We start from the raw sequence: 24,695 nt of genomic DNA on the forward strand, positions 1-24,695 counted from the left end.
TAATTAAATAAAAGAATTTAAATAATAAATGTTAAATGCGAAGTTAACGAGCTTGTTAAAGTTAAGCCCCGTGCATGTCCGCCAGCAATCTTTATTTAATTATTCGATTTTCTATAACAAGTAAAACATCCGGAATGCTGATCCGGAACAAGGCAGCAAATTGCTTTACCCTAATATAGTAAAATAATCAACTACTCTTTAATAGTTTGAACAAGTCCGTCCTGGTTTAGGCTGTAAGTAACCGGATCGTTACCTTTAATAAAAGCCATAAACTGATACGTATTGGCTTCTAATCTTATTTGATTCATCTGACTATCTACTTTAACCTGGTTATTTTTTATTCCTAAGTCAGATAGCGAGGCCGCATAGCGCCGGTTTTTCCGGAAATACTCTTTTTGCAAGTAGTAAATTTGCCAAAGATGCTGTTTTAGTTTTTCGGCGTAAGGTAAAGTAAAAGCAGAAGTTGGTTTTTTTGTTACTGGCTTGCGGGTAAAATATAAGTAACCCCACAGCTCCGGAAAGTGCATATTGATGAGGCCTTGAGGTGACCAAACCCAATTATGTTCCGGTAAAGGTTTGCCGTTGGGGCCGGTAACTTTAACGTATTTGCCTTGTTGCACAACGGCGTCCCATTGTACCCGCGAGAAATTAATGCGCCAGTTGGTTTCTTCTTCAATCCGGTTAGATCTGCCAGTAGAAGTAAGCGTACGAAGAGGAATTGCCATTTCCACGGTCCATCCCTTATCTGTATCGTTCGGGTTGTTAAGAGTTCCCTGCACTTGCACCGCCGAGCGCATTCCTACAGCTTGCCAGGGAATTATTGCCCGACCCCCATTCCGGTACGGCTTGGTCATAAACAAATCGAAGATGGTATTATAGGCGTTTACTTCTATTTCGTAATAATTATGGGTATCGTTATCCGGATCAATAAAAATCTCAAAATCGTGATCGTAATAAACAATCGTATCGTGTTGCTTTAAAGTGGCCCATACGTGAGGGTCTTGAAGTTCGGCGGCAATAAACAGGCAGGTATCATTCCACAACATTTTAACCCGGGTATTCCAGGTAGGCTTCGGCTTTTGTTTTCCTTCAATATCAATAAAGTTATTTGTCCAGGTAGCGGCTTGCCAAGCGCTCTCATTTAAATTTCCATCAATGGTTGGCGCTTCCGAAGTGAAAGAAGTAAGGTAATGTTGCGGAGTGCTAAATATGTAATCTTTATTTGGTATAATGGCCTGAGCAGTACAGAAAACCTGCTGCAATAAAAAATATCCAAATAAAAACGCACCCTTCAATTTGGTAATTTTCACTTTATTCAATTTGATACCGGAGAAATAAATTATTTAAGCTAAAATGGTTTTAGTAAAATTACCTACCTGAATAAATTAGGCTATTACTTATAAAGGCGATAAAACTTTGCTTTTCATTTGAACCAGAGCTGCCGCCCCTAAAATTGCCCCGTTCCGCATGTGCGATTGTTCAATTATTAATTGCTTCTTTACTCGCTCAAATGGGAATTCCTCAACTCGTTGCTGCATGGCATCTTTAAAAAAAGGAAAACATTTACTCACCGATCCACCTAAAAAAATGGCCTCCGGGGCTAAAGCAAATAAAATCATTTTAATGGCTTCGCCGAGGTGTGTACCAAATTGTTCTAACATAGCAATAGCCCTGTTATCGCCTTTTACGGCTGCCTGGTGAACTTCCTGCCCTAAAACGCCAAACTGATTTTGAAAAAATTTGCCGCTGCAGTAATCTTCCAGGGTGCTATCCAGGTACGGAATACCACCAAACTCGCCCGCACTCGAAAAAGCCCCGGAATAAAGCTGGTTATTTAAAATTATACCTCCTCCAAACCCAGTCCCTAAAGTTAAACCCACCACATTTTTATAAGGCTGCGCCCGTCCGTATAATTTTTCGCCCAGTATAAAACTGTTGGCATCGTTGGTTAAGTAAACCGATTTGCGAAAGTAGTCTTCTAGGTAATTTTTAAGTGGAATCTCCGTAAAATCCGGAATATTCTGGACATCGCAAACTACTCCTTTTTCTTCATCTACCAAGCCCGGTACCCCTACCCCAATGCCCATAACATCGGGCTCCATTAATTGCTCAATGCTTTGCACCAGCTGATTTAATATTTCTTTCTTAGAAGCTTGAGCGGCCGTGGCTATTTTTAATTCTTTCGTTATTTTACCCGCTTCCACTAAGCCAATATGAATTTTGGTGCCGCCAATATCCAGCCCGATTATTTTATGTTCTGATAGCATATCCATTACACTCCAAGCTTTCGCTGCGTAATTAAGAAAGATTTTTTATAAACTTTAACTAGTAAGCAGAATAAGCTTTTCGTTTTTAGTATTCGATTTTAAAAGTTGCGGCTTGTTTTAAACTGCTCTTTTTTTGCAACTTAGTTGGTACCTGGATCTGGAGAGAATTACCTTTAAAGCGCCAGGTGAGTTTATCTGCTCGTCCGAGTAAGCTTACTTTTTTTACCTGATTTATTTTATTCAGAGGAATTTGCAAGGTGGCAGGTAAAGCAACGTCTTCTTTATCCGACAGCCAGAAGGCATAAATTACAGATTTACCTTTAGCCTGGGTGTAGTAAATATTCTGATGTTCATAAGGGGCAACGGAACGGCTAGCGTAAATTCCTTCGCCATTTATTTTCATCCAATCGCCAATTTGTTGCAGCCGATTATACGCTTCGGGTGCCCAATCACCTTCCGGACTAGGGCCAATATTTAGTAAAAAGTTACCGCCTCTGGATACAATTTTTACGAGTAATTGAATAAGCTGGTTCGTAGACTTATACTTATCGTTGGGTACAAAACTCCACGAATCGCCCATTGTCATACAGGTTTCCCAAGGGTAAGGCAAGGGTTCATCCGGTACGGTGTGTTCGGGAGTAGTATAATTTTCGAACTCGCCGGTTACGGTGCGATCTACCACGATTAAACCTGGTTGTTTTTCGCGGGCCATTTTAGCCACGCGGGCCATATCAATATCCTGTTCAAACGTAATGGCTTTTTGCCAATCCACTGCAGGATCAATGGTATTTTTAGGCCGTACCCAGCCGCCATCCAGCCAAAGAATATCTACGGCGCCATAATCCGTCATTAACTCGCCAATCTGGTTATAAGTAAAATCTTTAAATTTTTGCCAACGTTCCGGGTATTTAGCAGGATTATAATTTACGTTACGGTCTTTCGGCGGAAAGTAAGGCCACCAGTAATTTTCGTTGTGCCAATCAGGTTTAGAAAAATACGCGCCAATTAAAAAATCTTCTTTTCGGAATGCATTAAAAACTTCTTTGGTAATGTTGCTGCGCGGATTGGTCGCAAAGGCTGATTTGGAATCGGTAATTTTATAATCGCTTTGTTTTGTATCGAACATGGCAAAGCCATCATGGTGTTTGGTGGTAAAAACCATGTATTTCATACCGGCTGCCTTAGCCGCAGTAACCCATTTTTCCGGACTAAATTTTACCGGGTTAAATTCGGTTCGGATATTTTCGTACGCTTTTTTATAAGTAGTATAATCCGCCGCGTAAGGCCCTTTACGTTGGGTCCAGCCTTCGTCTTCGGGGCAGATACTCCAGCTTTCTACTATTCCCCACTGGCTGTAAGTGCCCCAATGCATAAAAACACCAAATTTTAAATCTTGCCAATTAGCAAGTTTGGCCTGCACTTTCGGGTCGGTGGGCGGTATGTAGTTGGTAGACGTATTATGCTGTTGCGCCCAACTGTTTAACAGGTATCCGAAGAAAAGTATAGTAGTAAAAAGTTTTCTCATTTCAGTTATCGTGAAGTATCAGATTTGAATCTTATGGGAGTACTGTGACCAAGCAAAAAATCAAATAAATGGCCGTTACTAAAGCTTCCTTATTAATTCAGGTTAACAAAGTAAGATAGTCATTAAAGTACCAGTTAGTAATACCTGTTGTGGGTTTATTTATCCTGCCTTTTAAATTTTAATATAGTTTCATACCTAAGGACGAAAAGGCGGGATTCACAAATAATTAAAATTTTGTACTTAAACTACATCCATTTGATCGAGTATCAAACATAGGAAAAAGAAATACAAAATAAAATTTTTAAATTGACTTGTGTGTACGGACACGCGATAAACTATCCTTAAATGTGTACGTACACATTTTAAAGTATTGCTAATGATCTAAAAACAAGCGAGTTCCTTAATATTATAATTTTTTCTTTAAAAAATGTTTTATCCTAATTAGATTATCATTTTATTTGTCTTCTATAAAAGTAGTTTTATTAGGAGGTTACTTTTAGTAAATTCTGCTAATAACCCTAAAATTGAGATCAAAATTAAAGAGCCCTAGTAGAAAAGATCCGTTTAAATGCTTTAAACTTCCATTATTTCTAAGGACCTGTATACTGGTTTTTGCTTAATAATTTAAAATGCCACACCCATTAACGCAAACAAACTTGACCCCACCGTGTTTTGCACCTAAAGCAAGTCTTACTTTCTCAATCTTTTTATTCCACTTTTAAACTTTCATTTATGTTGAAAAAAACCTTACACTTGTTTGTACTACTCCTGTTTCTAAGCTATGGATATAGCTTTGCGCAGGGTACTAAAGTAACCGGCAGGGTAACCGGATCCGATAATAGTCCTTTGGTGGGCGTAAGTATTCAGATCGACGGAACCACGCAAGGTGCTATTTCGGATGTAGAGGGCAATTACGCCCTAGAAGTACCTGGCAATGGTACCCTAATTTTTTCTTACATCGGTTATAAAAACCAAACCGTTCCCGTTAATAACCGCACGGTTATTAATGTGGTACTCGAAAGCGATGCTACCGCTTTACAAGAGGTTGTAGTTACGGCTTTGGGTATTAAAAAAGAAGAGCGTAAACTGGGCTATTCTGTATCTAAAGTAGGCGGCGAAGTATTAAACGTAGCCCGCGAAGCCAACGTAGCCAACTCTTTATCAGGTCGGGTTTCAGGCTTAAACGTAGCTGGTACCAGTGGCGGACCGGGTTCTTCTGCCCGGATTAACATTCGGGGGGTAACTTCGTTTTCTGGTAGTTCTTCACCTTTAATCGTTATCAACGGTGTGCCAATGGATAACTCAAACCGCGGTAGCTCCGGCGAATGGGGCGGTGCTGACCAAGGTGATGGTATTGGTAACATTAACCCGGATGATATTGAGACCATGACCGTTTTAAAAGGTTCTACAGCTTCGGCTTTGTACGGCTCCCGTGCGGCGAACGGTGTTATTCAAATTACTACCAAAAGCGGGGTAAAAGGAAAAACCACCATCGAGTACAACACTAACTTACAGTTCGACCGCGCCGTTGACAATACCGATTGGCAATATGAATACGGCCAGGGAACTCAAGGTGTAAGACCCGTTGACGTAGCTTCTGCGGCTTTATCAGGTCGTAATTCCTGGGGCGAGCGTCTGGATGGCGTACCTACCATTCAATCTGATGGACAATTACATCCTTACTCGGCGGTAAAAGATAATATTGAAAACTTTTACCGTACAGCAAGAACCTGGACTAACACCGTAGCTATTTCGGGTGGAGGCGACCGCGGCACTTACCGGTTATCGCTTTCGAACATGGATGGTCAGTCTATTTTGCGCAATAGCGGTCTGGATCGTAAAACGGTAAACTTTAACACCTCTTACGAACTTACCAAAAAGTTAAGCTTTAACTTAATGGCGAATTACATTGACCAAAAAGACAAAAACCGTCCGTATTTGAGTGATGCGCCCATGAACGCCAACAACATTGTATTCTTAGGAACTAACGTAGATCAGGCTAGCCTGGCCCCGGGTTACGATGCTTCGAATAATGGTTTAGAAACTGCCTGGAGTGATGATATTTACGCTACTAACCCTTGGTTCGTGGTAAATCAATTTAAAAATGATATCTCTCGTCGTCGTTTAATTTCAGCTATTTCGGCCCGTTATCAGTTCTTTGATTTTCTTTCGTTACAAGCCCGGATTGGTTACGATTTCTCCAGCGACCGTCGCTTTACTGTTAACCCATACGGTACCTTGTTCTCTTCAAACGGCGAAGGATCTCTGGAAGCTTTATACCAAGGCACCCGTTTAGAGTTAAATACCGATGCGTTGTTGTCGTTCAGCAAAAACATTAACGATGATTTCTCGATTGATGCTAGTGTAGGGGGTAACTTCCGTCGGAACAATACCGAAAGCACCCGTTTATATGGTAGTCAGTTTATTGTGCCTTACTTGTATACCCCAACCAACACCCGTACCCGGAACTCAGAATATTTGTACACGGCTCTGGAAACGCCATCGGTTTATTATACTGCCGATTTCAGCTACAAATATTTAACCTTAAGCACTACCGGCCGTTACGATACGTTCTCTTCTTTACCACGGGGCAACCGGAGCTTATTTACACCTTCGGTATCAGCTAGCTTTGTATTTTCTGACCTGCTGAACACCCCAGCCTTAAACTACGGTAAAATACGGGCTTCTTACGCTGAAACCAGTGGTGAGCCAGCCCAGCCATACCAAACTGCTTTTTACTACAATGTAAATAATCCAATCAATGGTGTAGCCCGCGGTTCTTTTGATTCCAAATTACCTAACGCTAACTTAAAACCTTTCAGCCTGAACGAATTTGAAGTTGGAGCAGAAATGAAGTTTTTAGATAACCGTTTAGGATTAGATGTTACTTACTTTGACCGCAAGACCGAAGGTGAAATTGTATCAGCTAGCTTGTCTTCAGCCACTGGCTTTAACAGCCGTTCCGTTAATTTAGGTTCTACTTCTAACCGGGGTATTGAGTTAATGGTATCAGGTAACCCAATTCGCTCGGCTTTTAACTGGAATACTTCCTTTAACTTTACTAAACTGAAGAACGAAGTTTTAGACATCGATCAGTCTGAGAATCCTTCGCCGCTGCAAACCGGTACTTACCGCCCATTAAATGGTAATATTTCTATCGTAAAAGGTTTACCTATTGCCCAGGTAATGGCTTACGATTACAAGCGCGACGCTAGTGGTAACGTTATTATTGGTGCCAATGGTGTTCCGTTACGCGGAGATTTAAAACCAATGGGTTCTGGTTTACCAAACTTGTACGGTGGCTGGAATAACGATTTCGCTTATAAAAACTTTAACCTGTCGTTCTTAATTGACTTTAAATACAACAATAAAGTGCTTTCAGCAACCGAGCATTACTCTTACATTCGGGGCTTAAACCAAGCAACTTTAGTAGGTCGTGAAACCGGCGTGGTAGCCGTAGGTGTAAAAGAAGATGGTAGCGTAAACGAAACAGTAGTTCCGGCTTACATTTACTATCCGCAATTAGCTAATAACGTTTCGGCTGTATCGGTACTGGATGGTAGCTTTATTAAATTCCGTCAATTAACCTTAGGTTACACCTTTACGCCTACTTTGTTAACCAAAACTCCATTCCAATCGATTGGTCTGTCTTTAGTTGGTCGTAATTTATTTACTATCATGAAGCACACCGATAACATCGATCCGGAAAACACCATTTCTTCCTTAGTAACTTACGCTGGAGTAGAAGGTGGTTCGCTGCCGTTTGCCAGAACGTACGGTTTTACTGTTAACGTTAAATTCAAATAATTTTCTGATGAAAAAGACTTTTCTATATTTAGCACTTGCTTCGGTACTGTTGGCCCCGGCTTGTTCCGAGGACCATTTAGACGAAGTAAATACGAATCCGAACGCTGCTAATGCTTCTCAGTTTAATCCTAACTTTTTGCTGGCCGATGCGCAGCTAGGTTTCTCTAACACGGGTTACGCGCAGTTATTGTATCAGGCAACGGGTATTCAGGCTTTAGCTAGTACGTACAATTATTATGGCAACGGTGACAAATACGTGAACGCTGGTAACTTTACCGATTACCAGGGCCGTATTTTTAATGATGGCTATTCCTCATTAAGCCGCTTAAATCAAGCCATTTTAATCGCGAACACTCAGGACCCAGCTCGTTTTAAAAATGTGATTGCTATCAGCAATATCATGCGGGTGTTGATTTTTCAGCGGATTACAGATACCTACGGCGACATTCCCTATACCGAAGCTTTACAAGCGGCTGAAGGTGTAACCGCACCGAAATACGATAAGCAGCAGGATATTTACATGGACTTGTTGCCGAAACTGGAAGCGGCCATAAACAGCCTGGATGCGGCGGCTCCTAAGCCAACCGGCGATCTTATTTATGCCGGTGATGTAGCCAAATGGAAAAAGTTTGGTTATTCTTTAATGGTTCGGGTAGCCATGCGTTTAACGAAAGTTGATCCGGCCGCGGCGCAATCCTGGACCGAAAAAGCAGCGGCATCCGGTACCTTTGCCAGCACCGCTGATAACGGTTTTATTATTACTGATGCGGCAAACGGCGATACGCAAAACAGCACCACCGGCGCACTACTTACTCCTGATGATTTCCGGGAAGTAAGATGGAGCAAAACCTTAATCGACTACTTAAAGGCACAAAACGATCCGCGTTTAGGCGTAATCGGTGAGATTCCGCAAGCGGGTGCCATTAACAACGCGAACCAAGGCTTAACCGGCAACACCAGCGCCGCAGTGCAGGTGGGTATGCCAAATGGTTACGATTTATCCGGAGGCGCTTTCGATATCCGGAAACACCCGAATTATCCAGGAGGAACTGGTACGGGTACCGACGTTGCCCCCTTGGGTAACTATTCTCGTCCGCGGGTAAATGTTTACATGAAACGGAATGGGGCAAACTTTATTCTGACTTACGCCGAAACCGAGTTCTTATTAGCGGAAGCGGCTACCCGGGGCTGGAACGTGGGCGGAACCGCAGCTGAACATTACGCAAATGGTTTACGTGGTGCCATGCAGTCGCTTACTCAGTTAGATGCCGCGGCAACTGTTAACGATGCTGCTATTTCCACTTACGTAACAGCCAATCCATTAAGCACGGAGAACCCGCTGAAGCAGATTAACGAACAATACTGGCTCGAAGCATCTACTACCTTTAACTTTATCGAAGGTTGGTTTAATTGGCGTCGTTCCGGTTACCCCGAGTTAACTCCGGTAAATTACCCTGGTAATGTTACCAATGCTACTATACCGCGCCGTATGATTTATCCGGCTTCGGAAATTTCAAACAACCCGGCCGGTTTACAATCGGGAGTTGCCAACCTGCAAGGCGGCGATTTACTTACCTCACGGGTTTGGTGGGATAAATAATTTACTTTTTTCTCTTTAATCAATAAAACAAGGCTACTATAATTAGTAGTCTTGTTTTATTATAAGGGTATCGGAAAGAGCTTTATAAATTATGTAGCTACAGTATAGCTTATAGTAAATATTATATTAATTTTTAGTACGGATTATTTATATTAACCGGAAAACTGCCTAAGTAATTTTCATGGAAAAGAAGAACATAAGAATTAAAGATATTGCACAATTAGCCGGCGTTTCCAGCGGCACCGTTGACCGGGTACTACACAACCGGGGGAAAGTTTCGGAGGAAGCCTTGCAGAAAGTTCTTCAGACTTTAAAAGAAATTGATTATAAACCTAACTTAATAGCGCGAACCCTAGGAACTAAAAAGAATTTCCGGATTGCCGTTATTATACCGGACCCGAGCTTAGACGAATATTGGGCTCATTCGGAGCTTGGTGTCCGGCAGGCAATAACGGATTGGCACCAATACGACGTTCAGATTAAAACTTACTTTTTCGACTTGTACCATAAGCATTCTTTCGAGCAAGTAACCCATTCCGTTTTTCACGCCAAACCCGACGGAGTAGTAATTGCCCCTATTTTTTACCACGAAGCTTTACCTTTTTTGCAGCAATGTCAGGCAAATAAAATTCCGTTTACAGTTTTCAATACCAATATTCCGGAAGTAGCCCCTTTAAGTTTTATTGGCCAGAATTTATACGAAAGCGGGCGGGTAGCCGCCGAACTAATGTGTTTAGGCAACTTAACAGAAGGCATTTTTGCCATTTTACATATTAACGAAGACAGCGTTAATTCCATTCACCTCCTGGACAAGCAAAAAGGTTTTGAGGAGTATGTACAAGAAAAAAAATTACCTGATGTTAAAATAAAAGTTTTAAATATTAAGGATACCGAAGATCCAAAAGACACCAAAGGTATTCATGAATTATTGTTAGATGATACTTTAGCGGGAGTGTATGTTACAACTTCCAAAGGTGTATCGTTTATTGCTGAATTGTTATACCAGAAAAAGCAAAAAGCGCCCAGGCTAATTGGCTACGATTTGTTGCCGGAAAATATTAAATACCTGGAAGCCGGAACAATTAGTTTTTTGATTAATCAGAATGCCAAACACCAAACTTTTTTAGGTGTTCAGCAATTGGTAAATTATTTATTTCTAAAAAAAGAACCGCCACAAAATAACCTGCTCCCCCTGGAAATTATAACCAAGGAAAATCTAAGTTCCTATCTTCGGTCAGCGGTTCCCCATTTTTAAGGTTGCGTTAAGGTCATAAGTGGAGTTTTGCCTTGCTCTGCTTATTATTTGAATTTTACTAAAAAGCTTTTACTGGCAGCATATTCCGTCTAAAAGTAAACGGTACGAAGAATATTGTATACTAATTGCCGGATTGTTTTTTTACTTCTCGAATTTTATAGTACCAATTGCCGCCGAATATTTCCGGTTTAAACTGTCTTGCACAATAATCATAGCTTCCTCATTCTGAATAATAGCTTTATTAATCGGAGCCGAAGCAAAAAGGTAAAAATAATCGGTAGGCATTTTTACTAAAAATTCAGAGGACACTACCCGATTAGTTTTGTCGATGGTAGTTTTGTGCAGGTACCCTTGGTCTTTTACTCTACGATTAGCGAAGCCCGACTTTTTAATTTTAGTAGTATCTATCGAATTTAACACGCTGCCAATGGCGGCATAAGGTACCTGGTCCGGGTTATCGTTACCACCACTATAAAACAGTATTTTTTGCGGCGTTTGTTCGGTGAGCATGGCCGCGTACTTTTTAAATTTTTTATTCGCAAACTGCTGCAGGCTTTTTTTATGTGGTACCACATTTTTGCTTTCCGGCAGCACAATAGATAAAGGTAACTCCTCATTTTTGTATTGGTTACTGGTTAATAATGGAGTGGTGCACCCAATAATTAATAAGCTAGAAAGTGCGGCGGTAACAATTTGCTTCATAGGTTAGATTTTGCTTTAAGTACGATTACGCAGAATATTTCTCAGTAGGTTTTAAAATCTGGCTATACGCAGTTGAAGAAAAACAGTAAGCAAAAGTTTATAATTTGAGAATTTAATTATCTGTTTGCGCCTAAAAAACAGTATAAAAGCCAATTCTGCCTAATTTTTATGAAAATCTAAACAGGATGGAGCAGGATAGTTTACTTTTTCAAATCTTCTACATTTCATAGTTTCCTTACATTAAATTGTTAAGCCAAACTTTCTACAACCCACTCCTCCATGCAGGTTATTCTCGGACTCTTATATCATTTTATCGGCGGTTTTGCCTCGGGCAGTTTTTATATACCTTACAATAAAGTAAAAAAGTGGGCCTGGGAAAGTTATTGGTTAGTGGGTGGTTTCTTTTCCTGGTTAATTGTGCCTCCCCTGGGAGCCGCACTAACTGCGCCCGGTTATTTAGAAACTTTAACCACTACCGAGAGTTCTACTTTATTCTACACCTACCTGATGGGCTTGCTCTGGGGAATTGGTGGTTTAACTTTTGGCTTAACCATGCGGTACTTGGGGCTTTCGTTGGGAATGGCTATTGTACTAGGATTTTGCGCCGCTTTCGGCACCCTTATTCCGCCGGTATTTTATGAATTTTTTGGCAGATCGGGTAACGCTAAAACCATAACCGAATTATTAAGCACTACCTCCGGGCTGGTTATTTTTGCGGGAGTTTTATTGTGTTTAGTAGGTATTGGCATTTGCGGTAAAGCGGGTACTTTAAAAGAAAAAGAATTATCTGCTGAACAAAAAACCGCTAATATCAAGGAATTTAACTTTCCTAAAGGGTTAATCGTAGCCATTTTTTCGGGAGTACTAAGCGCTTTTATGTCCTTTGGTTACGAAACGGGTAAACCCATTGCCGAAGCTACTGTGGCCCGCGGTATTGACCCACTTTGGCAAAACAACCCCACCTTAGTCGTTATTTTATTAGGCGGTTTAACCACTAATTTTATTTGGTGTTTGTACCTGAATATTCGAAATAAAACGGGCGGCGATTACATTAATACTCAAACGCCTTTAGCTAAAAATTATTTATTTTCGGCTATTGCCGGTACCACCTGGTATTTACAATTCTTTTTTTACGGTATGGGCGAGAGTTTATTTTCGGCTAATGGCCTGGGCTTTTCTAGCTGGACCCTGCACATGGCTTTTATTATAATCGTGAGTAATATCTGGGGTATTTATTTTAACGAATGGAAGGGAGCCAGCCCAAGAACCATGCGGGTAATTATTTTAGGAATAGCTACTGTTATTGCCTCCACCATGGTAGTAGGCTACGGTAACTACCTGGCATCATAGCGGGACATTTAGAGGTAAAATAACCTGCTATATAGGCTGGTATTTAAATTATTTCGCAGATATCCCCGGATAGTACAGGATGGCTAATTTGATGGCTCTAATTAAATTCACTTATTCCTTACCGGCATTGGCCTTTATTTTAAAAATTTTGTAATTGCCGGTATTTAACAAACCATATTTACTGCTTTTATATTTTATACGTAGTATTTACCTGTTAACCCATCTTTTGGCATTAAAAAAACTAAAAATACCTATGAACATGGATAATTCGGCCGCAACCACCACATTTAAATACGTAAGTTATCTTTGGGATGAGCAAGAAGCTAGTGCTTTACAACACGACGAGGTAGCTCTGTTAATTTACCGATCTAATTTATTGGGGGCTGACCTCCGTTTAACGAATTATGCCGGGGGCAATACCAGTTGTAAGGTGTATCAACCAGACCCATTAACCGGACAAGACGTTGAAGTAATGTGGGTAAAAGGTTCCGGCGGTGACCTGGGTACTTTAAAGAAAAGCGGTTTAGCCGCTTTGTACGTCGATAAGTTACACAGCCTTAAAAATCGTTACCGGGGCCTGGCCCACGAAGACGAAATGGTAGCTTTGTTTAACCATTGTATCTATGACTTAGATTCAAAAGCGCCTTCTATTGATACTCCTTTGCACGCATTTTTGCCTTTTAAACACATTGACCACCTGCATCCGGATGCAATTATAGCCATTGCAGCAGCAAAAGACGGCGAGCAAATTACTAAAGAATTATTCGGTGGCAAAGTTGCCTGGGTACCGTGGCAGCGGCCCGGTTTTGATTTAGGCCTGCAAATGGAAAAAGCAGTGCAGGACAATCCGGGCATTACGGGTATAATTCTGGGCAGTCATGGTTTATTTACCTGGGGCGATACCGCTTATGAAAGCTACATTAATACTCTGGAAACCATTGAAAAAGCATCAGAATACTTGCAACAAAATTACGGCAAAAAACGGCCAAATTTTGGTGGTGCTAAATTAAATTCTTTACCCTCCGAAGAACGCTTAAATAAAGCCAGTGAGTTAATTCCTGTTCTGAGAGGATTGTGTTCTAGCCAAAATCGCATGATAGGGCATTTTACCGACGATGAGCGGGTGCTGGAATATATTAATAGCAACGATTTAGCAACTCTGGCTCCTCTGGGAACCAGTTGCCCTGACCATTTTCTGCGAACTAAAATTCGTCCTCTGGTTCTGAACCTGACTCCAGATGCCAATATATCCGATCCTGAAAAGTTAAAGACACAATTAACAGAACAATTTGAAGCCTACCGCGCCGATTATACAGCTTATTACGAGCGCAGTAAACACGATAATAGCCCGGCCGTGCGCGATGCTAACCCGGTAATTATTATTTACCCCGGCGTAGGCATGTTCTCCTTTGCTAAAGACAAACAAACTGCCCGGGTAGCCAGTGAATTTTACATTAATGCCATAAATGTAATGCGGGGAGCAGAGGCTATTTCCGAGTACCGTGGTTTACCGGAGCAGGAGGCTTTTGATATTGAATACTGGCTTTTAGAAGAAGCGAAATTGCAGCGGATGCCCAAAGAAAAACCTTTGTCACGTAAAATTGCTTTAATCACCGGCGGTAGCGGCGGTATTGGCAAAGCCATTGCTGATAAATTAGCGCAGGAAGGTGCTTGTGTAGTAATGGCCGACATGCGGGAAAACGACATCCAGGAAGCTCAAACTGAATTTAATAAAAAATTCGGCCGCGATACCGCTGCTACTGCAGTAGTAGATGTAACCAATGCCCAAGCCATTAACAATACTTTCCGAACCGCTAACCTGGCCTTTGGTGGCGTTGATATTGTGGTGAACTGCGCAGGTCTGTCTATTTCAAAACCTTTAATGGATACCACGGAAGCTGATTATGATATTTTGCAGGATGTTCTGGTAAAAGGACAATTCTTAGTGTCGCAGCAAGGCGTACGCATTATGCGGAAGCAGCAACTAGGCGGCGATATAGTAAATATTGTAAGTAAAAATGCATTGGTATCCGGTCCGAATAATGTGGCATACGGCACGGCTAAAGCAGCTCAATTACACATGTCGCGGTTAATGGCCTCAGAATTAGGACCGGATAAAATTCGGGTAAACGTGGTTAATCCGGATGCCGTAATCCGGGGCAGTAAGATTTGGGAAAGCGGCTGGGCAGAAGGTCGGGCGAAAGCTTACGGCATTAGCATTGCCGAATTGCCTGCTTACTACGCCAAACGTACAGTTCTAAACGAAGAGTTGCTGGCCGAAGATATGGCGAATGCCGTATTTTTATACGTGGGCGGCTTACTAAATAAAAGCACGGGCAACGTGCTAAACGTAGATGGTGGCGTTCCGGCAGCCTTTGTTCGGTAAGTTTTAGATAATTTATTCTTAAGTTAAAATTATTCTATGGTGCGTATGTCTTAGGTCATGCCTACCATTAGGTAAGCCTCTGGCCGGGCGTAGAAATTTACTTTTTTAAAACTAAAATTAAGTAAATTCATAACCCTGTCAGAGGCCTATATCTTAAAATTGAATATTTATTACTACTTAAATAAAATTAGATAAAATCTCAAATTCTGTCTTTTTAGAAAAGAATTTAAGATTGAAATTACGCAGCAAGTTCCCGGTTAATACCATCAAGTTTTTAATTCATCTCAACTATTAGGCTATGATTCTGGATAAATCACGGATTGATGAGCATAACGATCAACTAGCCGCTAAACAGCAGCAGAAGTTCAAGTTTCTGGCGACTACTTTACAAGACGAGGGACAAGATGTAACGGCCTTGCTGGAACAAATATCCGCTTTCCAGATTGCTATCCCTAGTTGGGCCTTGGGTACCGGAGGTACGCGCTTTGGCCGGTTTTCGGGCGGTGGGGAGCCCCGTAGCCTGGAAGAAAAAATAGAAGATGTTGGTTTACTTCACGCTTTAAACCAATCCAGCGGTGCTATTTCGCTGCATATTCCCTGGGATATTCCGCAAAATGCAACGGCTATAAAACAACTAGCTGCTTCTTTCGAATTACAGTTCGATGCCGTTAATTCCAACACTTTCCAAGATCAGGAAGGTCAAGAACATTCTTACAAATATGGTTCGTTATCGCATGCCGATAAGCAAGTGCGTGACCAAGCTATTGCGCATAATATAGAAGTTGTTAAACACGGAATTGATTTAGGTTCTAAAGCTTTAACTATTTGGTTGTCTGATGGTACCGATTTTCCGGGTCAGCAAAATTTCAGACATTCTTTTCAGCGTACCCTGGATTCTTTTCACCAGATTTACGCTGCCTTACCCGATGATTGGAAAGTTTTTATTGAGTATAAACCCTACGAACCGCACTTTTACTCTACTGTAGTAGCCGATTGGGGCACCTCCCTCCTTTTTTGCCAAAAATTAGGGGAAAAAGCGTTAGGCCTGGTAGATTTAGGTCACCATTTACCCAATACAAATATTGAACAAATTGTATCGAGGTTCTTAATGGAAGGCAAACTAGGCGGTTTTCACTTTAACGATTCTAAGTACGGCGACGACGATCTTACCGTAGGTTCCATGCGGCCTTTTCAGCTTTTCTTAATATTTAATGAATTAGTAGAAGGCATGTCGAGCAAGGAGGTACAAAATCCGCCGCTTAGCTGGATGATTGATGCCAGCCATAACGTTAAAGATCCTTTAGAAGATTTATTGCAATCGGTAGAAGCCATTAAAATAGCGTATGCCCAGGCACTTATCATCGACCGCAAAAAACTGGAAGCAGCGCAGGAACAAAACGATACTACTGTAGCCCAGGAAATTTTACAACATGCCTTCCGGACCGATGTTCGTCCTTTGTTGGCCCAGGCCCGACTGGAAAGTGGAGCAGCCATTGATCCTCTTGCTTTTTACCGGCAAAATACAATCCGGCAAGAATTAATAAGGCAGCGCGGGATCAAAACTTATACAACCGGTCTGTAGATTTACTAATTGCCATTTACCTAGTAACAATTAACTAATAAAATTTACCACTCATTACTCAAAACTTATAACTCATTAATGGAGACGTGTGTAGCAATTTTTGATATTGGTAAAACGAACAAGAAATGCGTTCTTTTTAATCAATCTTATAACATTATACACGAAATAGAAACTCGTTTTCCGGAAATAACGGATGAGGATGGGCATCCGGCCGAAGACTTACCCGCTTTAACAACCTGGCTGAAAACCACCTGGCAAAACCTTGAAGCAGATACCCGTTTTAATATAATTGGCGTTAATTTTACAACGTATGGCGCCAGTTTCGTGCATTTAAATGCGCAAAATAAACCGGCTACTCCGTTATATTCTTACTTAAAGCCATACCCGGAAGACCTGCATGAGCAATTTCACCAACAGTATGGCTCGGTACTGTCGTTTGCTGCTCAAACCGCTTCGCCTCCGTTAGGTATGTTAAATTCCGGTTTACAAATTTACTGGCTTAAATATAAAAGGCCGGAGCTATTTAGCCAGATACAAACGTCCATGCATTTGCCCCAGTACTGTGCTTTTCTGTTTACGGGCCATAAAGTTTCGGAATATACCAGTATCGGTTGCCATACCGGCTTGTGGGATTATACTAATAACTTTTACCATCGCTGGGTATATCAGGAAGATGTTATCCGCTTATTACCACAAATTACCGAACACGGCACTACCTTTGAAGTTCGTTTCCGGGAGAATAGAATTCCGGCCGGTATTGGATTACACGATAGTTCTGCCGCTTTAATTCCTTACTTAAAAAAATATACCGAACCTTTTTTATTACTTTCTACGGGCACCTGGGGGATTACTTTAAATCCGTTTGCCAAAGCTGCTTTAACCGAAGAAATGTTGCAACAGGATTGTCTTAACTATTTTACCTACGACGGTAATCCGGTACGGGCTTCCCGGGTTTTTATTGGCAACGAACACGAAATACAAACCAAAAAATTAGCGAACTATTTTCAAAAACCAAGTGATTATTTTAAAACAGTCGTTTACAATCCTAACCTGGTACGGGCAACTGTAGCTGAAGTAAGCCCAGGAGTTTCAAACCAAACTACCGCCACCCAAACCAACCCCCAACTTGCTATTTCTCTGGATTTAAGCTTATATAATTCGTACGAGGAAGCCTACCATGCCTTAATGGTAAATATACTGGAACCCCAGATAAAAGCCATTCACCTGGCCAGTGAGTACCGCCTAGATGCCTTTAACTACCTGTTAGTAGACGGAGGATTTTGTAAGAATAAGATATTTATGCATTTACTCCAGGAAGCATTTCCTAAACTGCAATTAGTAGTTTCTGAAAATTCCCAGGGTACGGCTCTGGGTGCTGCCATGGTACTAAATGCCTGGTAAGAAATTGCTTTTTAGTAACAGTAAAAAAATAATAGATCAATAACTTTAAAATTAAAAGCATTCCATTTAAGTAAAAGTTAGGTAAGTATTTACCTGGTTGTACGTACCGGTCCTAAGTAATTAAATGCTATCCTGCTCCATCCTGTACATACTTGCAGTTTTAGCAGTTAAAGTATTTAAATTGTATTTTAGGTTTATTTAAAGCCAGTACATATAATTATTCTGGTTCAATGCCTTTCATTCTTTTAATTGGTTGAGGCTTTTATTTATAAAAATCTTTCCTGAGTGCGAATAAAGTGAACGTGAAGCGGCTTTTTGTGGCCCTTAAAAGTCCTTTTTCATCTAAGATCAATGATAGCTTTATGAATGATAAAGCTTAAGATACTTTAACCTCGATTACCTTACAGATTCTAATTAATTAAAATCAAAAAATTATCCTCTTTTATTCAAAATTTAAAAAGGAGTATCAGGCATTTGGTTATTAGCTTAACCGATTAAGCAAAATTTATGAAATTTTTAAAATTTCACTTTGCTACCCCGGATAGTGCAGGATAGTCTACTATATTATTGCCGGTAAATTTAAAATATTGAAAGGTTGATTATAGTACGCTTCCCCGAAACAAGTTATTCTGAATAAAAGCTCTTATATGGAGTTAGTATTTGCAATAAGTAAATGACCCTTAAATCTCATATTTCTAACAATCAAACTTATGAAGCACAGATTACTTAAATTGATGCAGTATGCCTGTCTGCTGCAACTGTTTTTTTTCTCCTGGAGCCAAGCCAACGCCCAGAGTTTAACAGTTACAGGTAAAATTTCCGGCGATAAAGGCGAAGGTTTACCTGGAGTCACTGTTCTATTAAAAGGCACTACCAACGGTACGGCCACCGATGGTACCGGAGCATTTTCGTTGAACGTTCCCAATGGTAATGGTACATTAGTAGTTTCTTTTATTGGATATACCACGCAAGAGGTAGCCATTAATAATCGGTCTTCTATTAATATTACTTTAGCTCCCGACACCAAAGCCTTGGACGAAGTAGTAGTAGTGGGTTACGGTAGTCAGCTTAAAAAAGAAGTAACCGGCGCCGTACAAACGGTAACCGCCAAAGAAATTAAGGATATTCCGGTTTCGCAGGTAACCCAAAAACTACAGGGTCGTTTAGCCGGGGTTCAAATTACCCAGGCCACCGGTAAACCTGGTCAGGGAATTTCGGTTCGTATCCGGGGCCAATTATCCGTTCTAGGCGGCAGCGATCCCTTGTACGTAGTAGATGGTTTTCCGATTACCGGCAGCATCAGCACCCTAAACCCCGACGAAATTGAAGATATCTCCATCTTAAAAGATGCGGCTTCAACTTCTTTATACGGCTCTAGAGCAGCGAACGGGGTTGTTTTAATTACCACTAAAAGAGGAAAAAGCGGCCAAACCAACGTAAGCTTTAGTTCTTTCGTGGGTATCCAGAAGGTACCAGAGCGGGGCCGCATTGAAATGTTGAACGCCGAAGAATTTGCCCAATTTAAAAAAGAATACTACGAAGATGCCGGCCAACCTGTGCCCGAAGCTTTTCAGAACCCAGCGCAATACCGGGATAAAAATAACGACTGGTATGATGCTTTGCTGCGCACCGCTCCTATGCAAAGCTATAACTTAACCATTACTTCTAATAAAGAAAAAGTAAATACCGCCGTAGTGGCCGGGGTATTCAATCAGCAAGGGGTAGTTTTAAATAATGAATACAAAAGATATTCCTTGCGCTTAAATACCACTTACGATGTTTCAGATAAATTCCGGCTTGGTTTTAACCTGGCTCCTTCGTACGTGTTTGATAATACACCACGTACCGATGGTGACCGCGGAACCGGTATTTTATTCAATGCCTTGCATACCTGGCCGGTAATGCCTATTTACGATGAAAACGGGGAGTTAACTAAATTTAATCGGTTCCCGGCCAATACCGGTAATATTTTCGATTACCCGAATTGGGTGCGTTCCGCGAAAGAATTAGTAAACGAAAATAGAAACGTGAACATTCTGGGTAATACTTTCCTGGAATTCCGGCCAATAAAGGATTTAGTATTAAAAACTACCTTTAACGCCGAATTATACAATTCTAAGTTTTTCTTCTTTAATCCTTCAACCGCTACCAGCGCTATTAATACTCCTATTCCTACTACCGCGGTTTCTATCCGGAATAATTTGCAGATTTTTACCTGGCTGAACGAAAATTTAGCAACTTACAGCAAAAGTTTTAACGATCACCATTTTGAACTTTTGGGCGGTTATACCAACCAACGTTTCCAGTTTGATGGCAGCCGCGTACAGGCAGATACCTATGCCGATGACCGCCTACCCACTATTCAGGGTGGTTTAAATATTAACCGCGGTGGTACCAGCAGCGATGTGCAGGAATGGAGTTTAACTTCCTTGTTATCCAGATTAACGTATAACTATAAAGGTAAGTACTTGTTTACTGCTGCTGTACGGAGCGATGGTTCCTCCCGCTTTGGTTCTGCTAACCGTTGGGGTACCTTCCCTTCCGTTTCCGTGGGTTATGTAATTTCCGACGAAGAATTCATGCGGAGTATTCCGGCCATTTCATTTACTAAAGTTAGAGCCAGCTATGGTATAACCGGTAACAATAACATTGGTAACTACACTCCTTATGCTTTAATTAATAATACCGTTAACGCTGCTTTTGGTAATAATGTGGCTCCTGGTTCGGCGGTAATAAGCTTAGCCAACCCTAACTTAAGCTGGGAAACCACCAAGCAATTTGATGCCGGTCTGGATTTAGGTTTATTTAACGATCGCGTCACTTTTATGTACGATTTCTACAAGAAGAAAACTACCAACTTGTTATACAACGTGCAGATAGCGCAGGAAGCTGGCTTTACCAACTTTAACGACAACATTGGTCAGATTGACTTCTGGGGTCATGAGTTTGCGGTAAATACCCGTAACACCGAGGGTAAATTAATCTGGACTACTAATGCCAATATTTCCTTTAACCGTAACAAAGTAATTTCCTTAGCCGAAGGCATTGACCGGGTTTATGGCTCCTTCCATATCACCAAAGTAGGTGAGCCATTCGGCCAATTCTATGGCCTTATTAAAGAAGGTCTTTACATGAACGAAGAAGATCTTAATAATTCGCCTCAGGTTCCTGGCCGCTCTACAGTGGGTAGTATTAAGTTAAGAGATGTTAATGGCGACGGTATTATTACAAACGGCGGCGATAACGACGACCGTACTATTATTGGTAATCCTTTCCCTGACTTTATTTATGGTATTACCAACAATTTAACCTACGGTAAGTTCGATTTCTCTATTGTGGGTTCTGGTTCTTACGGCAACCAATTGTTAATGCGCCACTTATACAGCACTGCTAACCTGGATGGTGTATTTAACATGGTTAAAGGAGTAAAAGACCGCTTCCGTTCTCCCGAAAATCCAGGTAAAGGTATGTTTGGTACTACCGTTGGTGGTGGTAATGTTACCGGTATTGAAAGAGACTGGATGAGCACCCACTTTATTGCCGATGCTTCTTACTTCACTATTAAAAATATTACCCTGGGTTACACTCTTGGCGAACTTAAGAATGTATTCCGTTCGGCCCGGATCTACACTTCTATTCAGCAGGCTTATGTATTTACTAAATACAAAGGTGGTCCAAACCCGGAAACCAGTGCCCAAGGCGATGGTAATGGCAACGGAGGTAATTTAAGCCAAGGCATAGACCTTTCTAATTATCCGGTGCCACGCACTTATACACTTGGTATTAACGTCAATTTTTAAGCAATACCAGAAAGCTTAAATGATTAAAAATTTAAAATTCTTAACTTTTTAAATAGAATGAAAAAAACAATCATAATCACCTTGCTGGTAGGTTCTATGCTTAGCAGCTGTAATGATGATTTTCTAACGGTTGTGCCGGAAACACAACTAAGTTCGGCTACCTTCTTCACCAAAGAGGCTGATTTTCAGCAGGCAGTTAATGCGGCTTACGTTCCTTTGCGTACTATTTTTAACGATCGGGCCTGGCTTTTAGGTGAAATGCATTCCGATAATACTTACTATGCCCGTAACCCGCTTTTCGGCGCTACGGAACAGCAGGAAGATATTGCCGATTTTGCCATTCCTACAGCTAATGGAGTAACTTCCAATACCCACGTTTTAAATCAGTACCGCCAGGATTATTTAATTATTGCCCGGACAAACCAAGTTTTATCCACGATTGATAACGTTGATTTCGCCGCCGAGTCGAAGAATAATTTAAAAGGCCAGGCCATGTTTTTGCGGGCCTTCGCCTATTTTGAATTGGTGCGCTATTTTGGCAAAGTGCCTTTGCATTTAACGCCGGTAACTAACCGCGAAGAAGCGGCACTGCCATTAGCTTCGGAAGAAGAAATTTACGTCCAGATTGTAAAAGATCTCACCGAGGCCATTCCGATGTTGTTACCTAAGTCAAAACAAGAAGCAGGCCGTGTAACTTCGGGAGCCGCCCGTACCTTATTGGCCAATGTGTACATTAATCAAAAGAAATGGGCCGAAGCCGAAACGCTTTTACGAGAAGTAGTTACCAGCAACGAATACTCTCTTATTCCTAATTACGCTGATGTCTTTTCTACATCTACCAGCAATAAGAATAATATGGAGTCGGTATTTGAAGTACAATTTCTGGAAGGTTCTGCCGGATTAAACGGTAACTTTATTTACCAATTTATGCCCCGGCCAATGGCAATGCCGGAAGTGGCCTCTATTATGGGAACTTCTAATCCCCAACCGTTGGATGCCGAAGGCAATAACATTCCTACTCCGGATATTATTAATGCTTATGAACCCGGCGACACGCGTAAAGATGTTTCTATTGGCTACATTACTTTAAGTGGTAGTGCCCGCAGCAACAAAGTATATCCGTACATTAAAAAATACGCTAAGCCGCACGCCTTGCATAACAATACCGGTACCAACTGGCCTGTGTATCGTTACTCCGAAGTTTTACTTTTCTTAGCCGAAGCTTTAAATGAGCAAGGTAAGTCCGGTGAAGCAGCCACTTTCTTAAACCAGGTTCGCAGCCGCGCTGGTTTAGGCGAAGCCCAAGGTGACTTACGGGAAGCCATTTACCAGGAAAGACGGGTAGAATTAGCCTTTGAAAACAAACGTTGGTTCGACCTCGTACGGACTGGCCGGGCCATTGATGTAATTACCGCTTATGGTCAACGCGTTAAAGCTGATCCTGTAGCCTATTATTATCCGGAAGGTAGCCAGCCGCGCAGCCACGCTTTCAGCAACATTACTTTGTTTTACGCTTTACCAGCCGACGAAGCCGCGTTAAGCCCATACTTCTAAAATTTATAATCAGCACCCGATACTTATAGTAACGGGTGCTGGTTTGTTTAAACCTGCCGGATGAATTACAAATTATTCTGAAGCAGCGGAACAAAATTATTTAAAACAAGAAGGTGCGAGGCTTCAGCTTCGTGCCTTTTATTCAAAAAAGTAATTTTTATATTTTTTAATAATTAATACTTGAGGATAGAAATTTCACAAGCGCCATCCCTACTTACAAGGCCCATTTTTAAGGTTAGAATTTAAACTTAAAAATTTATGATTTAGTAGAGGACTCTTTTGGTTGCCTGTGCGGGTTTTTAACAAGGATAAACCCCAATTTTGTTTTTATTTCATTATTTTTCTTTTTAGTTTTTAAGCTTATTAGTAAAAAGAACAACTTGACACCACAACCTTGGCAAAATAAAATTTCTAATCCGGCTCAACTGGGTGGCATCGAAACCGCCGTGTTGGACAACGGCCCCGGACGGGGAACGCGGATAGCCTGGATAAATACTGGCACCGGATTACGGTACAAAGTAGTGCTAGACCGGGCCATGGATATTGCCGATGCTTTTTTTAATCAGCATAGTTTAACCTGGTTAAGTCATGGCGGAATTACTGCCCCGGAACCTTTCTCTAATCATGGTTTGGAATGGCTACGAACCTTTGGGGGTGGCCTAGTTACTACTTGCGGTTTATCGCACGTGGGCGGACCCGAGCAAGATGCTACTGGGGAACGTGGCTTACACGGTCAAATCAGTAACATACCCGCCGAGATAGAGTCCATCATTCAACCCGATTTGCTTACCGGTCAAATGCAAATGAGTATAACCGGACGCATGAAACAAACCCAAGTTCTGGGACCTAGCCTGGAATTAAAACGAACTATCACCAGCACCCTGGGTCAGGCTAGCATCCAGATAAAAGACGAAATTACCAACCGGGGCAATACACCTGCGCCGCACATGCTGCTTTACCATTGTAATTTTGGTTGGCCGCTCGTAGACGAAGGCACCGATTTAATTTGGAACGGTGCATGGAAATCGCCGGGAGAAGTAACGAGTACCAAGATATTTAGAGAAGGAAATAACTTCCGAAAATGTTCTCCTCCCTTAGAAGCCCACTCCGGTGGCGGCGAAGAAGTAGCCTTTATTCAAATTACCCCGGATACCAACGGCTGGTGTACCACCGGCTTACACAACTCCCACTTAAATTTAGCTGTTGCTTTACAGTTTCAGAAAGAGCAGCTTCCCTGGCTAACTAATTGGCAGCACTGGGGAAAAAACGAATACGTTACCGGCCTGGAACCGGGTACGCATCCTCCCATCGGGCAAGCAAAAGCCCGGGAACAACAAGAACTTTTATTTATCAACCCGGGCGAAAGCCGGCAATACGATTTACAAATAGAAGTACTTACCACTCAAGAAAGCATTCACGAATTTTTAAATAATACAGATTTTTAGCGGATTAACCTACCCAATTCT

General features: G+C 41.5%; 14 protein-coding genes. 10 read left to right on the top strand and 4 right to left on the bottom strand.

Annotated features, from left to right (window positions below; all coding sequences use genetic code 11):
• Positions 1 to 191: 191 nt before the first annotated feature.
• From HUW48_RS11110 to HUW48_RS11120, 3 genes are all read right to left on the bottom strand, one after another.
• The gene (locus HUW48_RS11110; protein WP_182415735.1) at positions 192 to 1,310 is read right to left on the bottom strand and encodes a carbohydrate-binding family 9-like protein; all 1,119 of its coding nucleotides are present in this window, start codon (positions 1,308 to 1,310) and stop codon (positions 192 to 194) included.
• Positions 1,311 to 1,397: 87 nt separating this feature from the next.
• Positions 1,398 to 2,273: an ROK family protein gene (locus tag HUW48_RS11115; RefSeq protein ID WP_182415736.1), complete on the bottom strand. Its 876-nt coding sequence runs from the start codon at positions 2,271 to 2,273 to the stop codon at positions 1,398 to 1,400.
• 79 nt (positions 2,274 to 2,352) lie between these two features.
• Positions 2,353 to 3,792: an alpha-L-fucosidase gene (locus HUW48_RS11120; protein ID WP_182415737.1), complete on the bottom strand. Its 1,440-nt coding sequence runs from the start codon at positions 3,790 to 3,792 to the stop codon at positions 2,353 to 2,355.
• A gap of 732 nt (positions 3,793 to 4,524) precedes the next feature.
• On the opposite strand from HUW48_RS11120, the gene HUW48_RS11125 reads away from it, so the two are divergent.
• From HUW48_RS11125 to HUW48_RS11135, 3 genes are all read left to right on the top strand, one after another.
• Positions 4,525 to 7,599 carry a SusC/RagA family TonB-linked outer membrane protein gene (locus tag HUW48_RS11125; RefSeq protein ID WP_182415738.1) on the top strand — a complete coding sequence of 1,025 codons (3,075 nt, stop codon included), beginning with the start codon at positions 4,525 to 4,527 and terminating at the stop codon, positions 7,597 to 7,599.
• Positions 7,600 to 7,606: 7 nt separating this feature from the next.
• Entirely contained in the window at positions 7,607 to 9,199 is a 1,593-nt protein-coding gene (locus tag HUW48_RS11130) for a SusD/RagB family nutrient-binding outer membrane lipoprotein (protein ID WP_182415739.1), read from the top strand.
• Between the two features lie 181 nt (positions 9,200 to 9,380).
• A complete protein-coding gene (locus HUW48_RS11135) occupies positions 9,381 to 10,454 on the top strand; it encodes a LacI family DNA-binding transcriptional regulator (protein ID WP_182415740.1) in 1,074 nt (357 codons plus the stop codon).
• Positions 10,455 to 10,595: 141 nt separating this feature from the next.
• On the opposite strand, the gene HUW48_RS11140 is transcribed toward HUW48_RS11135, so the two are convergent.
• On the bottom strand, positions 10,596 to 11,156 hold the full coding sequence (locus tag HUW48_RS11140; RefSeq protein WP_182415741.1) for a hypothetical protein: 561 nt from the start codon (positions 11,154 to 11,156) through the stop codon (positions 10,596 to 10,598).
• Positions 11,157 to 11,435: 279 nt separating this feature from the next.
• Here HUW48_RS11140 and rhaT point away from each other — a divergent pair, with 279 nt between their 5' ends.
• From rhaT to HUW48_RS11175, 7 genes are all read left to right on the top strand, one after another.
• Positions 11,436 to 12,506, top strand: a complete 1,071-nt coding sequence (gene rhaT / locus HUW48_RS11145; protein WP_182415742.1) for an L-rhamnose/proton symporter RhaT — start codon at positions 11,436 to 11,438, stop codon at positions 12,504 to 12,506.
• 253 nt (positions 12,507 to 12,759) lie between these two features.
• Positions 12,760 to 14,892, top strand: coding sequence for a bifunctional aldolase/short-chain dehydrogenase (locus HUW48_RS11150; RefSeq protein WP_246343831.1), 2,133 nt, complete (start codon positions 12,760 to 12,762; stop codon positions 14,890 to 14,892).
• A 298-nt stretch (positions 14,893 to 15,190) separates the two neighbouring features.
• Positions 15,191 to 16,474 (top strand): sugar isomerase, encoded by a 1,284-nt coding sequence (locus tag HUW48_RS11155; RefSeq protein ID WP_182415743.1) that lies wholly within the window; start codon positions 15,191 to 15,193, stop codon positions 16,472 to 16,474.
• A 78-nt stretch (positions 16,475 to 16,552) separates the two neighbouring features.
• Positions 16,553 to 17,875, top strand: coding sequence for an FGGY-family carbohydrate kinase (locus HUW48_RS11160; RefSeq protein ID WP_182415744.1), 1,323 nt, complete (start codon positions 16,553 to 16,555; stop codon positions 17,873 to 17,875).
• Positions 17,876 to 18,585: 710 nt separating this feature from the next.
• The gene (locus tag HUW48_RS11165) at positions 18,586 to 21,675 is read left to right on the top strand and encodes a SusC/RagA family TonB-linked outer membrane protein (protein ID WP_182415745.1); all 3,090 of its coding nucleotides are present in this window, start codon (positions 18,586 to 18,588) and stop codon (positions 21,673 to 21,675) included.
• Positions 21,676 to 21,732: 57 nt separating this feature from the next.
• Positions 21,733 to 23,229: a RagB/SusD family nutrient uptake outer membrane protein gene (locus HUW48_RS11170; protein WP_182415746.1), complete on the top strand. Its 1,497-nt coding sequence runs from the start codon at positions 21,733 to 21,735 to the stop codon at positions 23,227 to 23,229.
• Positions 23,230 to 23,609: 380 nt separating this feature from the next.
• Positions 23,610 to 24,674, top strand: coding sequence for an aldose 1-epimerase family protein (locus HUW48_RS11175; protein WP_182415747.1), 1,065 nt, complete (start codon positions 23,610 to 23,612; stop codon positions 24,672 to 24,674).
• Positions 24,675 to 24,695 lie beyond the last annotated feature (21 nt).

Origin of the sequence: Adhaeribacter radiodurans (genome assembly GCF_014075995.1) — a bacterium.
GTDB classification, from domain to species: Bacteria; Bacteroidota; Bacteroidia; order Cytophagales; family Hymenobacteraceae; genus Adhaeribacter; species Adhaeribacter radiodurans.